Genomic DNA, 13,174 nt, shown 5'->3' with positions numbered 1-13,174 from the left:
AACCCAAGGTTGGGGCTGAGAGGTGCCTGCCTGGAGATGTTTGGCGGCTGTGAGATCGAGCGCCGCCCGCGCGGCGCTCGATCTCACAGGCGCTGAAAACCTTGTGGCGAACACCCTGGTGGCCTACTTGGGATAGAGCGGCGGCAAGCTGCCGCTGTCACTCGTCGGCAGCAACACCTGCTCAGCCGGCGGAATGGTGCCAATCGCCCGCCACAAATCCTCACCCTGCCAATACTGCCCTGTTTCGCTGTACAGCGCCCCGTTCAGCCCATCCAGCGCATCCGACAACGGCACGAAACGCGCGGCCATCTCGGCCAGGGTTTCCGGCTGTTGCCGGGCCCATGCATCCAGCGCCTGGCGTGTGGCCTGTGGGTCGTTGGCCTGGCATGCACGCTTGAGGTCGTCCAGCAATGTGCGCGGGCTTGGCCCGTTTTGCGCCGCGCGCAGCACCGCTGGCCGCGAGCGGGCACGCCACCACAGGGCGAAGCCCAGCACGGTGGTCAGGGCGAACAGCAGTGTGGCCAGTTGCCAAGGCCACAGCAGGGTGCTGGCGCTGCTGTTGTCGCCCACCGGGGTGTCTGCGCTCAGCGCCGGGTTGTCTTGCACGTTCAATGTGCGCGCTGGCAGGCTGCTGTGTTCCAGATGGTCTTCGCGGGTGTTCCACCATGCCACTTCCAGTGCCGGCAAGGTCAGCGCACCTGCGTGGGTCGGCACCAGGGCTTCGCGCTCTTCGCGGTTGGCGGTCATGCCGCGCTCGCTGATTTCGTTGCGCAGCAGCGGCTGGTCGGGGTAGCGGCGCAGGCCGATGATTTCTGTGGCGGGCAGCGGCGGCAGTTGGGTGCTGGACAAGCCCTCGGCACGCAAGGTGATGTTGCGCGTCAGCGAGTCGCCAATCTGCACTTGCTGGCTGCCCGGGTCGGGGTTCCAGTGCTCTTCCAGGGTCAGGCTGCGGGCTGGCAGCCACGGTACGCCAGCGGGCCAGGCCGCGGGAATCGGCCGCACGTTCAGGCGCAAGGGCAGCGAACTGACCTGCACCTGGCGGCCGGCGCGGGCCGTGCCATTGGCCTGTGAGGCTTCGTCGTTGCTGGCGGCAGCAGTGGCGGTAAAGGTCAGCGGTGGAATGTCGAGGCTGCCGCTTTGCTGGGCGTACACCGCATAGCGGGTTTCGATCACGCCATGACGCACGCCGTTGATTTCCTTTTCATACGTGCGCGATTCGCCCAGTGGTTCGACCTTGGCGTTCTCCAGTTGCAGGGGGCTGAGGTTGCTGTCGTCGTACAGCGCCACCGAATGGTAGATGCGCAGGGTCAGCACGGCCTGGGCCTGGACGTAGACATCGCTGCTGTCCAGGGTCGCTTCGATGAACACTTGCGAGGCGCTGTCCTGGCGATTGGCATCGGCCTGCAGCACTTGCAGTTCGATGGCCTGGCTGTGCGACTGGCCCAGCTGCAGTTCGGGGATACGCAGGCTGCCGCTGCGCCGTGGCAGCAGGGTGATGATCCAGCGGGTGCTTGCGCGGGTTTCGCCGTCGAGGGTGTGCAGGCTGTTCAGCTGGCGCGTGCCACGCACTTCAAAGTCGCCTTCCAGGGCTTGCAGGTCGGGCTTGCCGAACTGGGTGACGTCCTGGCTTTCCAGGGTCAGCTCCAGGCTCTCGCCAGCTTCCAGGCGGGTGCGGTCAACGCTGGCTTGCAGCAGCGGCTCGGCCTGGGCCAGCACGGCCCATAGCAGGGTGAGCAGAAAGACGCCGAAGCGACTCATCGTGGGGTTTCCTGATGCAATTGCTGTTCATACCAGAATTTGCGCCGCAGCAGCTCCGCCGGGTTATCGGGGATCTCCCGCAGCCATTGTTCCAGGGCCTGGCGCTGTTCGGTGTCGAGGTTGGTCGACACCGGGCGCTGTGGCGGCTGGATGACGTCGTCGTCAGCACCCGCCTGGTTGCCGGGCGCGGCCTGGCTGTTATTGCTGCTTTCACCGGGCTGTTCGGCGTTGGCTTGTTCGTCGCTGCCGGGCGTGCCCTGGGCGGGGCTGCTGGCCGAGCTGCTGTTGCCCTCGGTTTCGCTGCCGGGGGTACCTTGGGCATCGCTGTTGGCCGGCTGCTCTTCGGCCTTGGCCTCGCGCTGTTGCAGCATTTGTTGCACCAGCGCCTGGTTGTCCAGCGCGGGCTGCAGGTCTGGCTGGCGCTCCAGGGCTTGCTCGTAGGCGTCCAGGGCGGCTTCCAGTTCACCGCTGCGGGCAAGGGCATTGCCTCGATTGTAGTGGGCGGCGGCGGTATCGCCTTGGGAAAACGCCTCGGCGGCACCGGCATAGTCGCCGGCCTGGTACAGGGCCATGCCGCGCCACTGCGGGTCCTGGAAGTGGCGTGCGGCGCTGGCCGGGCGGTTTTGCTCCAGCAGGCGCTGGCCTTGCTGGTCGGGGCGCAGCCACAGGTCGTTGAACTCGAACGCCTGGCTGGGCTGTGGCAGGACCAGCAGCAGTGGCAGGCAGAACAGCCAGCCGCGTCGGCCGGCACAGGCAGCCAGCAACAGCAACGGGATCAGCAGCCAGTAACCCTGGTCGGCCCAGCTGTCCAGTTGCAGGGTCTGGCCGTCATTGCGCGCGGTGCGGGGGTTGTCGAACAGGCCCAGGCCGCGCAGGTCGAGGTCGTCGATGCGGGCATGCCGGTAGCGCCCGCCAGTGCCGCTGATGAAGCCCTTGAGGCTGGCGCTGTCCAGCCGAGGCAGCAAGATTCCGCCCTGGTCGTCCTTGAGGTATTCGCCGCTGGCCTGGCGCACCGGGGCGCCTTCGCGGCTGCCGATACCCAGCATCAGCAAGCTCGGGCCCTGGCGGCCGAGTGCCTGGCTGATGCCTTGGCGTTCCGGGGCGCTCAGCGACGAGCCGATCAGCAGCAAGCGGCCTTGGCCCAGGCCACTCTGGGCCAGCAGGGCCAGGCCCTTTTGCACGGCCAGGTCGGCGCGCTGGCCGGGTTTTGGCATGATCGACGGGTCGATGGACTCCAGCAGGTTGCGGGTGGTGGCCAGGTCATCGGACAGCGGCACCAGGGTGTGCGCCGAGCCGGCGTACACCACCAGCGCGGTCTGGCTGTCGCGGCGGTGTTCGAGCAGGTCGAGGACCTTGCGCCGGGCCTGTTCCAGGCGGTTGGGCGGGCTGTCTTCGGCGAGCATCTGTGGGGTCAGCTCCAGCAAGATCACCAGCGGGTCGGCCGGGCGTTGGCGGCTTTCTTCCACGCGTTGCCAGCTGGGCCCGAGCAGGGCCAGGACCACCAGCGCCCAGGCCAGGCCCAGTGCTATCCACGGCAGCTTGCTGGTGCTGCCGCTGCCACCGCCCAGCAATACGCCATGGAAGGCGGGCGGCAAGATCATCTGCCAGCGCCCGGCGCGCTTGCGCCTGTGCCACAGCTTGTACAGCAGCCAGCCGAGCAGGGGCACGGCCAGCAACCACAGTGGGCGCAGCCATTGGGGCCACAGATCGATCATCGCCGCCTCCTCAGGCGCAGGCGCTTCAGGCGCTGGCGCCATTCCGGGTGCGGCTGCAGGAACCGCGGCTTGCGCAGCAGCCGTTGTAGCAGGTTGTCGGGCCATTGCACGGCCACCACCAGCAGCACGCTGAGCAGCAGGGCCAGGGCCAGGGGCCAGGCGTAGAGGGCCTGGGCCGTGCGTGCCTGGGTCGGTTGCTGGGCTACCGGCTCCAACTGATCAAGGGCGTCGCCGATGGCGTCCAGCTCGGCGCCGTCATGGGCACGGAAATAGGCACCGTGGGTGATGTCGGCGATTTCCTTGAGTGAGGCTTCATCCAGGTCCAGGCTCGGGTTGAGGCCAAGCAGGCCAGGTGTGCCACTGGCGTCGGGGTTGGCGCCGATGCCGATGGTGTAGATGCGTACCCCTTCCTGGGCGGCCAGGCGAGCAGCGGTCAGCGGGTGGATTTGCCCACCGTTGTTGGCGCCGTCGGTGATCAGCACCAGCACCCGGCTTTGGGCCGGCCGTTGGCGCAGGCGCTTGACCGCCAGGCCAATGGCGTCACCGATGGCAGTATTTTTGCCGGCGATGCCGATCTGCGCTTCGTCAAGGAAGGTGCGCACGGTGCGCCGGTCGAAGGTGAGTGGTGCCTGCAGGTACGCCTGGCTGCCGAACAGGATCAGGCCCACGCGGTCGCCTTCACGGTCTTGCAGAAAGTCGCCCATCAGTGCCTTGACCAGATCGAGCCGGCTGATGTCTTCGTTTTGCCACTGCATGTCGGGGAAGTCCATCGACCCGGACACGTCCACCGCCACCAGCAGGTCGCGGCCACTGGCAGCCACCGGTACCGGTTCGCCCAGCCACTGCGGGCGGGCGGCGGCGCATAGCAGCAACAGCCAGATGACCACGAACGGCGCTTGCTGGCGCCAGGTGGGCAGGTTGAGGCGTGCGCGGCGCCCGGCCAGGCTTTCCAGTTCGTTGAGGAAGCCGACCTTGAGCACCGGCTCGCCGCTGTCGGCGGCTGGCAACAGCAGGCGCGCCAGCCAAGGCAGCGGCAACAGGGCGAAGACCCACGGCCAGGCCAGTTCAAACATGCTTGCGGATCCAGGTTTCGACGGCCTGGCTGAGCCCGACAATGGCCTTGTCGTCGAGCTTGCACTCGGGCTTGTAGGCGCCCTCGACCAGCACCATCCAGCGGGTCAGGCCGGCGGCCGGGCAGCGGTTGTCGAGAAATGCCAGCCATTGGCGGCCGTTGAGGGTGTGGCTGTTGGCACCCGGATAATGGCTGCGGCACAGGCGCTTGAGCAGGGCATTGATCTGTTGCAGCCAAGCGCCGGCCGGGGCGCCGTCGTACGGGCGCGGCAGGCGTGCCAGCTCGGCCAGGGCTTCCACACGCACCGGGTCCAGGGGTTGTTCGGCCCGCACGATGCGGCGTTTGCCCGGGCGCCAGCGGCGCAGCCGCCACAGCCCCCAACCCAGCAATGGCAGCACGGCCAGCAGCAGCCACCAGCCGGGTGCCGGCGGCCATAGGCCGACAGGCGTCGGGTCGATCAGCGGATGCAACTGGTCGAGCGGGTTCATGACGCGCTCCGTGGCCGCTGGGCGTTCAGGTATTCGCGCAACTGCTCGATCATGTCGCTTTGGGTGCTAAGTGGCATCAGCACGACGCGCAGCTTCTGGGCCATCAGCTCCCAGCGCTCGATGCGTGCCTCGGCCTGCTTGCGATAAGCCTGGCGCAGGTTGGCGTCCAGGGTGTCGAGCTCCAGCTGCGCACCGCGCTGGGCGAAACGTAACAGGCCGGCGGCGGGCAGGGCGTGGTCGAGCGGGTCGGATACGGGCAATAGCAGCAGGTCGCAGTGACGCGAGAGCATGGCCAGGTGCTGCTCGCACTGTGCGCTCAACGAACGCTCGTCACATATGACAATGGCCAGGCTGCCCGGGCGCAGTACTTCGCGGGCCCGGCGCAAGGCCAGGCCAAGGCTGTCGGCCTGTGGCACGGCTTCGGTGTGCAGCGACTGGTTGACCTTGGCCAGGCGGTTGAGCAGTTGCAGCAGGCTCTGTTTGCTGCGCCGAGGCTTGATCTCGTGGGGGTCGTTGTCGCCGAATACCAGCCCGCCGATGCGGTCGTTGTGCCCCAGTGCGGCCCAGCCGAACAGGGCCGCGGCCTGGGCCGCCAGTACCGACTTGAACAGCAGGCCCGAACCGAAGAACAGCCGCTGGCTTTGCTCGACAAGGATGAAGATCGGCCGCTCGCGCTCTTCGTGGAACAGCTTGGTGTGCGGTTCCTGGGTGCGTGCAGTGACCCGCCAGTCGATGTTGCGCACATCGTCGCCGGCCTGATACACGCGCACCTGGTCGAAGTCCACTCCGCGTCCACGCAGCTTGGAGTGGTGCAGGCCCACCAGCGGGCTGCGTTGGCCGGGCTTGGAAAACAGCTGGATTTCGCGCACGCGGTGGCGCATGTCGATCAGTTCGGCAAGGCCTATGCGGATGCCGGGTTCGGCCAGCTGCGCGGTGGGCATGGGCTCAGGCAACGGCGACGACGTCGAGGATGCGCTGGACCACGCGGTCCTGGTCAATCCCCGCCGCCTCGGCCTCGAACGAGAGGATGATGCGGTGGCGCAGCACGTCGAACAGCACGGCCTGGATGTCTTCCGGGCTGACGAAGTCGCGCCCGGCCAGCCAGGCGTGGGCACGCGCACAGCGGTCCAGCGAGATGGAACCGCGTGGGCTGGCGCCGTAGGCGATCCAGTCGGCCAGCTCGGTGTCGAACTTGGCCGGGGTGCGGGTGGCCATCACCAGTTGCACCAGGTATTCCTCCACCGCGTCGGCCATGTACAGGCCGAGGATTTCCTTGCGTGCGGCAAAGATGGCCTGCTGGCTGACCCGGCGCTCGGGCTTGGTTTCGCCGCCCAGCGCTTCGCCACGTGCCTGCGCCAGGATACGCCGCTCCACGGCTGCGTCGGGGAAGCCGATTTTTACGTGCATCAGGAAGCGGTCGAGCTGGGCTTCGGGCAGGGGGTAGGTACCTTCCTGCTCGATCGGGTTCTGCGTGGCCATGACCAGGAACAGCGGCGACAGGTCGTAGGTGCTGCGGCCCACACTGACCTGGCGTTCGGCCATGGCTTCGAGCAGTGCCGACTGCACCTTGGCCGGGGCGCGGTTGATTTCGTCGGCCAGTACCAGGTTATGGAATATCGGCCCCTGCTGGAACACGAAGCTGCCGGTTTCCGGGCGGTAGATTTCCGTGCCGGTGATGTCGGCCGGGAGCAGGTCGGGGGTGAACTGGATGCGATGGAACTGCGCCTCGATGCCTTCGGCGAGTTCTTTGATGGCCTTGGTCTTGGCCAGGCCCGGGGCACCTTCGACCAGCATGTGGCCGTCGGCCAGCAGCACGATCAACAGCCGTTCGACCAGTTTCTCCTGGCCTAGGATCTGGGAAGAAAGAAAGGTGCGCAGCGCGGTCAGCGCTTCACGGTGTTCCATCGGCGACGGTTCCTGGTATGGGGCCGCAGGCGGGGCTGGAGGCAGCTGCCCTGGCAAGGGGTGATACTTTAATCCATCCGGGGGGGTGGCGACCAATGGCGGCTTGGAAATTTATCCAGCCCTGGGCCATGCAAGTACAGAAATGTCCTGCAAATGGCTGGCCATAGGCTGATGTTCAGCGTCGGCGCCCTGGCGCCTGCTTGTGTTTTTGACGCAAGCAGGCGCACAACGATGATCTTGAGATTTGGCGTGTTTTTCGATGGCACCGGTAATAACCAGCACAATGTGATGCCCACAGAGTCGAACGGCGGCAAGGGCGCCAGTTATACCAACGCCTTGAGCAATGTGGCCCTGTTGCACGCGCTTTATCCGGCAGAGGGGGCGAGCGGCGACGGCGCAATGGCGTTTCTCAGCCGTTATGTCGAGGGGGTGGGCACCTTGGAGGGCGCTGAGGATCATGCGTATGCCTCGGCTACCGGGCGCGGGCGCACTGGCGTCGAAGCGCGAGTCACCGAGGCATTGGAGGGTATCGCCGGCCAACTGCGGGATTGGGCGCACGCCCATCCGCTCGCAAGATTCGAGGGGGTCGAGTTCGACCTGTTCGGCTTCAGCCGCGGTGCCGCGGCGGTGCGTCACTTGGCAAATCTGCTGCACGCTGACGGGGGCCGGGTGCTGGCCGTCACTTGCGGCATCACGATCAATTTCATAGGCCTGTTCGACACCGTGGCGGCGATCGTTGCGCCGTTGCAGGGCGATTTCGACCCTGCCGACGACCGCCATGGCGGCTTGCGCCTGGGCCTGGGTGAGGGTATTGCCCGGCACGTGGTGCAATTGGTGGCCGGGGATGAGCAGCGGCACAACTTCCCATTGGTGAGCAGTGGTCACGACATCGTGTTGCCGGGTGTGCATTCGAATATTGGTGGTGGTTACCCGAACAGTACGCAAGAGCAGGTACTGCTGTGCAAACCGCAGTCACAGCGTGTGCCGCTGCGCATCCGCGCTGAACAGACCCGCGTGTACAGCACAGTCAGCGCCTTGGTGGCGTCGGCGTTTGGCGGCCTTGGCGCGCGGGTGATTACCTGGGAAGAACCGATTGCCGGTGGGCGGCCTTATGAGGCGCAAAAGCAGGTGTATGCGGCGGTGTACCGGGAGCGGGAGGTGGCGGGTCAGCTTTCACGGGTTTACCTGAGTGTCATGCGCGCGCTGGCGGTGCGTGCGGGGGTGCCGTTTGGGCCGTTGGGCGGGCAGGCTGAGCATGGGTTGCCGTTTGAATTGCTGGAGATCAGCCGCAAGTTGCATGCGTTTGCCCTGGGTGAATGTGAGCAGCCGCGGTTGACCGAGAAGGAGCAGCGGTTGTTGCGTGACAGGTATGTGCACGCCTCGGCGAACTGGAATGCGCTGAAGGGGTTGCGTAACAGTGTGCTGGATGTGCTGTTCATCAATCGGCCAGCGGCAGGCGGTCGAGTGGTGCATCCGAACCCGGTAGCTTTATCAACCTGAACCGGCCTCATCGCCGGCAAGCCGGCTCCCACACGGATCGCGCCGCACTCAAGAAGTGTGGAGTCCTGTGGGAGCTGGCTTGCCGGCGAAAGGGCTGCAAAGCAGCCCTAGGGTCTAAGCCAGCTGGCGACGCTTACTGGCTAAATACGCCTCCTGCGCCAGGGTCAGCAGCACGGTCAGCAGCATGAACACCACCGAAGCGATGAAGATGCCCTCAGGCAGGCGCTGGTCGAGCATCCAGCCGAACGCAACCGGCCCGATGGCGCCGCCGATATTGAAGCCGGTCGAGACCAGCCCGAAGGTTTTGCCCTCGGCACCACGTGGTGCTGCTGCCTTGACCAGCATGTCCCGCGATGGTGCGATGACCCCGGTCAGCAAGCCGATGGCCCCGAGCACCACCACCAATGCCCAGCCTTGCACCAGCCCCAGCGCCACCAGCGTCGTCAGCGGCGCCGCCAGGGCAAAGGCCATGGCGGCCACCAGGCCATGGCGGCGGGTGCGGTCAGCCAAGGCCCCGCCGCACAAGACGCCCACTGCACTGCACAGCAGAAAGGCCGTGAGCGCCGTATTCGCCCAGGCCAGGGTCAGGCCTTGGCCCTGGACCAGGGCGGCTACGGAGAACTTCTCGATGGCACTGGTACTCAGGTTCAGCAGGACGAACAGCACCGTCAACACGCCGATCATCGGCGTGAGCAAGCGCACGCGGCCCGGCGCAGCGGCAGCCCCGGCGCCACTTGTGCGGCCATGCCCGGGTACCTGATAGACACCGCTGCCTGGCACCGAGATCAGCAGCAGAGCGGCAACACCCATCACTGCACCCGCTGCCAAGGCTGCCTGTGTACCGAACGCGGCGGCAATGCCGAGAAACACCGCTGGCGTTACCGCCGAACCGAGGAAACCGGCGAACGTATGGATCGAAAACGAGCGCCCCAGGCGGCCTTGCTCGATGCCGTTGGCAAGCAATGCGTAATCGGCGGGGTGGTACACGCCATTGGCGAGGCCCGCCATGGCCATCGTTACCAGCAACACCGCATAGCCGGGGCTGACCGCCAGCAGCAGGAAACTGAGGCTGCCCAGCAACAACCCTGCCTTGAGCACCTTGCGCGCACCGTAGTGGTCGACGGCATAGCCCAGCGGTGCCTGCACCAGGGCAGAGACGATGTTGAACACCGCCAGGGCTACGCCAAGCTCGACGAACCCCACGCCCAGCAGGCCAGGGAGTACGGGTAGCAATGCCGGGATCAGCATGATGTGCACATGGCTGACGAAGTGCACGGCAGCAATTTGTGTAAGTAGCTTGGGGCCAGCGTGGGGCATGTCGATACCTGTCGAACGGCGTGGGCACATGGCGCAGGGTAGGGGGGGTGGCAAGCTTTTACCGGGGTGAGCGGTTGACGCGAGGCAGGCGCCCGTTCAGCACGGCATAGGCCAGCAGGCCAATGACCAGCCCCCAGAAGGCTCCGCCAATGCCGAACAGGCTGATGTTGGCCGCCGCCGCCAGGAAGGTGATCAGTGCGGCTTCGCGCGAGCGGGCATCGGCCATTGCACTGGCCAGGCTGCCTCCGATGGTGCCCAGCAGGGCGAGGCCGGCCAGGGTGGTGATGAAGGTACCCGGCAGGGCCATGAATACACTCGCCAAGGTGACCCCGAACACCCCCACGAGGATGTAGCAGGCACCGGCAGCAATCCCCGCAACCCAGCGCTTGCCCGGGTCTTCATGGGCTTCCTTGCCGGTGCAGATGGCCGCGGTGATGGCGGCGATGTTGAAAGCGTGTGAACCGAATGGCGCCATCAGCAACGAGCCCAGGCCGGTGACCGCGACAATCGGGTTGGCGCTGGTCTTGAAGCCGTCGTTGCGCAGCACCAGCATGCCGGGCATGTACTGGCCGGTGAGGGTGATCAGGAACAATGGCAGGGCCACGCTGAGGGCAGCGTTGAGGGAGAAGGTAGGCGCCGTGAACACCGGTGCGGCGAACTCCAGGCGCAGCGTCGCCAGGCCTGCTTGCCCCTGCAGCAGCAGGTAGCCCAGCCCCAGTATCAGAATGCCCACCACGGCGTAGCGGGCGGTGAAGCGTTTGAAGGCCACGTAGGCCACAATCAGCAGCCCTGCCAGGGCCGGGTCGACCGACAGGCCGGCAAAGGCGCCGATGCCGAACTGCAGCAGGATACCCGCCAGCAGTCCTGCCGCAACGCCTCCGGGGATGACCCGCACCAGGCGCTCGAAGCACCCGGTCAGCCCGAGCACCACGAAGCCGGCGGCCGACAACAAGTAGGCACCGATGGCTTCGCTGTAAGGCACGGTGGCCAGGGCCGTGACCAAAAATGCGGCTGCCGGCGTGGACCAGGCGGTGATCACCGGTTCGCGGCTGTACCAGGACAGCACCAGGCCGCTGAGGCCGACACCGATCGAGACGGCCCAGACCCAGGATGAAGTCAGTTCCGGGCTCAGCCCGGCAACCTTGGCGGCCTGGAACACCAGGATGAAGGTGCCGCCATAGTTGACGATGACTGAAACGAGCCCCGCCACCACGGGGTGGAGGATGTCTGTCAGCCGCAATGGCGTTGAAGGTGTGTGTGCAGGCGCGTCCATGGTTGCCTCTGGTCAAAAGTCAGGTACAGGCACAGCACCAGGCTGTTCCTGCAAAAAAACGCTGCCCGGCAGCGTTATGCCGCCGGGCGGGTTTCACGGTTAATTGGCCAGTTCGGCCAGCAGGCCTTTCAGGTAAGTGCTGCCCTGGGCATCCAGCGGCTGCAGGGGCAGGCGTGGGGCGCCGACATCCTGGCCGAGCATTTTCAGGCCGGCCTTGATGGTGGTGGGCAGGCCGCGGCGGGTGATGTACTCCAGCAGCTCGTACTGGCGGTAGAACAGCGCGCGGGCTTTGGCCAGGTCGCCTTGCTGCACGGCATCCCACAGCGCCAGGTTCAGTGCCGGGATCAGGTTGGGTGCGGCGGTGCACCAGCCTGTGGCGCCGGCCACCAGCGCTTCCAGGGTCAGCGGGTTGCAGCCGTTGTAGAACGCCACCTGGCCAGCGGTGGCCTTGTACAGGCGGTGCATGCGCTGAATGTCACCGGTGCTTTCCTTGACCATGGTCACATTGGGCACCTCGCCGAGGATGCGCAGGATCAGTTCAACCGACAGGTCAGTGCCGCTGGTGCCTGGGTTGTTGTAGAGCATGATCGGGATGTCGATGGCCGCGCCGACAGCCTTGTAGTGGGCGATCACTTCGGCTTCGGTAAGCTTCCAGTAGGAAATGGGCAGCACCATCACTGCCGTGGCGCCGCAGGCCTGCGCCAGGCGCGCGCGCTGCACGGTACGGGCGGTGGTCAGGTCGGAAACGCTGACCACGCTGGGCACGCGGCCGGCAATGCGTGCCTGGCTGAAGCGCACCACGGTTTCCCATTCGCTGTCGGACAGGTAGGCCCCTTCGCCGGTGCTGCCCAGCGGTGCGATGGCGTGCACGCCGTCTGCGATCAGGCTGTCGATGGATGTACCCAGGGCATCCAGGTCGAGCGTGCCGTCAGCCGTGAAGGGAGTGATGGTGTAACCGATAACGCCGCGAATTACAGGTGTAGACATGACCAGGCACCTCTGCCGTTGTTGAGGAAAGAGTACAGCTTCGATCAGCCCAGGCAGTCGCCGTGGGCACGCAAGGCCCGGCGTGCGTAGTAGCTGAACGCGGCGCCGTGACGTTTGGGGGTGGAGATCCAGTCGTGGGCTTCTTTGCCCAGTGCTTCGGGGATGGGGCGGATGTCACCGGCGCCCATGGCCAGCAATTGCATCTTTGCTGCGCGCTCGAACAGCAGGGCAAGTACGCAGGCTTCTTCGATCGAGCCACCGGCAATCAACAGGCCGTGGTGCGAAAGCAGGATCGCACGCTTGTCACCGATCGCCTTCGCGATGATTTCACCTTCCTCGTTGCCCACCGGCACCCCTGGCCATTCCTTGAGGAATGCGCAATCGTCAAATAGCGGGCACAGGTCCATGTGCGAGATGGCCAGCGGCACCTCCAGCATCGACAGGGCAGCGCTGTGCAGCGGGTGGGTGTGGATGATGCAGTTCACGTCGGGGCGGGCCCGGTACAGCCAGCTGTGGAAACGGTTGGCCGGGTTGGCCATGCCGCGGCCTTGCAGCACGGTGAGGTCTTCGTCCACCACCAGCAGGTTTGAGGCGGCGATTTCATCGAAGCCCAGGCCCAGTTGCTGGGTGTAGTAGGTGCCAGGCTCCTGCGCACGTGCGGTGATCTGCCCGGCAAGGCCAGAGTCGTGGCCGCCGTCGAACAGGATGCGGCAGGTAAGGGCAAGTTTTTGCCGGGCCGTGTAGGTGTTGTCGGCCAGGGCCGTCAGCATCTGCTGCTGGGCGAGTTTGACCAACTGGTCCTTGGGGGTATGCATGGTGGTCGTCATGGGCGGTACCTGCGTGGAAAAGGGCGGGTACTGGCTGATCGTCGTAGTGGCGCTGCCAGGACACATGGCGATCTTAATGACACATTGTGTCATTTGCAAGCGTTGTGTCATTCCCAGGGTGAAGGCCCGCAGGCATGCGTGGTACGTTCCGATAGCAGATCCTTCGAGGGGAGTAGCGCAGGCTTCAGGCAGTACCTGTGGGGACAACTGTCTTGCCCAGCAGTTGAAATCGGCGCGATCACTGTGGGAGCGGGCTTGCCCCGCGAACACCGGCGGAGCCGGTGCCATCCACCGCACTGGATTCTTCGCGGGCATGCCCGCTCCCACAGGTA

General features: G+C 65.9%; 11 protein-coding genes. 1 reads left to right on the top strand and 10 read right to left on the bottom strand.

The window, feature by feature from the left end:
* Positions 1-123 precede the first annotated feature (123 nt).
* Genes WF331_RS25940 through WF331_RS25915 form a run of 6 tightly spaced genes read right to left on the bottom strand, consistent with a single transcriptional unit; the run spans position 124 to position 6,938 of the window.
* On the bottom strand, positions 124-1,758 hold the full coding sequence (locus tag WF331_RS25940) for a BatD family protein (RefSeq protein WP_016500835.1): 1,635 nt from the start codon (positions 1,756-1,758) through the stop codon (positions 124-126).
* Positions 1,755-3,473, bottom strand: coding sequence for a vWA domain-containing protein (locus WF331_RS25935; protein ID WP_016500834.1), 1,719 nt, complete (start codon positions 3,471-3,473; stop codon positions 1,755-1,757). Before WF331_RS25935 ends, WF331_RS25940 begins: the two co-directional genes overlap by 4 nt.
* Positions 3,470-4,546 (bottom strand): vWA domain-containing protein, encoded by a 1,077-nt coding sequence (locus WF331_RS25930; protein ID WP_063425074.1) that lies wholly within the window; start codon positions 4,544-4,546, stop codon positions 3,470-3,472. Before WF331_RS25930 ends, WF331_RS25935 begins: the two co-directional genes overlap by 4 nt.
* Entirely contained in the window at positions 4,539-5,033 is a 495-nt protein-coding gene (locus WF331_RS25925) for a DUF4381 domain-containing protein (RefSeq protein WP_016500832.1), read from the bottom strand. The genes WF331_RS25930 and WF331_RS25925 overlap by 8 nt, the downstream gene beginning before the upstream one ends.
* The gene (locus WF331_RS25920) at positions 5,030-5,974 is read right to left on the bottom strand and encodes a DUF58 domain-containing protein (protein WP_016500831.1); all 945 of its coding nucleotides are present in this window, start codon (positions 5,972-5,974) and stop codon (positions 5,030-5,032) included. Before WF331_RS25920 ends, WF331_RS25925 begins: the two co-directional genes overlap by 4 nt.
* 4 nt (positions 5,975-5,978) lie before the next feature.
* On the bottom strand, positions 5,979-6,938 hold the full coding sequence (locus WF331_RS25915) for an AAA family ATPase (protein ID WP_016500830.1): 960 nt from the start codon (positions 6,936-6,938) through the stop codon (positions 5,979-5,981).
* 231 nt (positions 6,939-7,169) lie between these two features.
* On the opposite strand from WF331_RS25915, the gene WF331_RS25910 reads away from it, so the two are divergent.
* Entirely contained in the window at positions 7,170-8,438 is a 1,269-nt protein-coding gene (locus tag WF331_RS25910; RefSeq protein WP_340623442.1) for a T6SS phospholipase effector Tle1-like catalytic domain-containing protein, read from the top strand.
* Positions 8,439-8,552: 114 nt separating this feature from the next.
* Here the strand turns inward: WF331_RS25910 and WF331_RS25905 are convergent, their stop codons facing one another.
* The 4 genes from WF331_RS25905 to WF331_RS25890 all read right to left on the bottom strand — a co-directional run bounded on the left by WF331_RS25905 (position 8,553) and on the right by WF331_RS25890 (position 12,842).
* Positions 8,553-9,755 (bottom strand): MFS transporter, encoded by a 1,203-nt coding sequence (locus tag WF331_RS25905; protein ID WP_340623441.1) that lies wholly within the window; start codon positions 9,753-9,755, stop codon positions 8,553-8,555.
* Positions 9,756-9,813: 58 nt separating this feature from the next.
* Positions 9,814-11,028 (bottom strand): benzoate/H(+) symporter BenE family transporter, encoded by a 1,215-nt coding sequence (locus WF331_RS25900; RefSeq protein ID WP_284399910.1) that lies wholly within the window; start codon positions 11,026-11,028, stop codon positions 9,814-9,816.
* 99 nt (positions 11,029-11,127) lie between these two features.
* Positions 11,128-12,015: a dihydrodipicolinate synthase family protein gene (locus tag WF331_RS25895; RefSeq protein WP_284361538.1), complete on the bottom strand. Its 888-nt coding sequence runs from the start codon at positions 12,013-12,015 to the stop codon at positions 11,128-11,130.
* Positions 12,016-12,059: 44 nt separating this feature from the next.
* Positions 12,060-12,842: an aldolase gene (locus WF331_RS25890; protein WP_012271240.1), complete on the bottom strand. Its 783-nt coding sequence runs from the start codon at positions 12,840-12,842 to the stop codon at positions 12,060-12,062.
* Positions 12,843-13,174 lie beyond the last annotated feature (332 nt).

Origin of the sequence: Pseudomonas sp. YNh (assembly GCF_037993085.1) — a bacterium.
Lineage (GTDB): Bacteria > Pseudomonadota > Gammaproteobacteria > Pseudomonadales > Pseudomonadaceae > Aquipseudomonas > Aquipseudomonas putida.
This window is presented reverse-complemented; position numbering and strand designations above follow the sequence as displayed.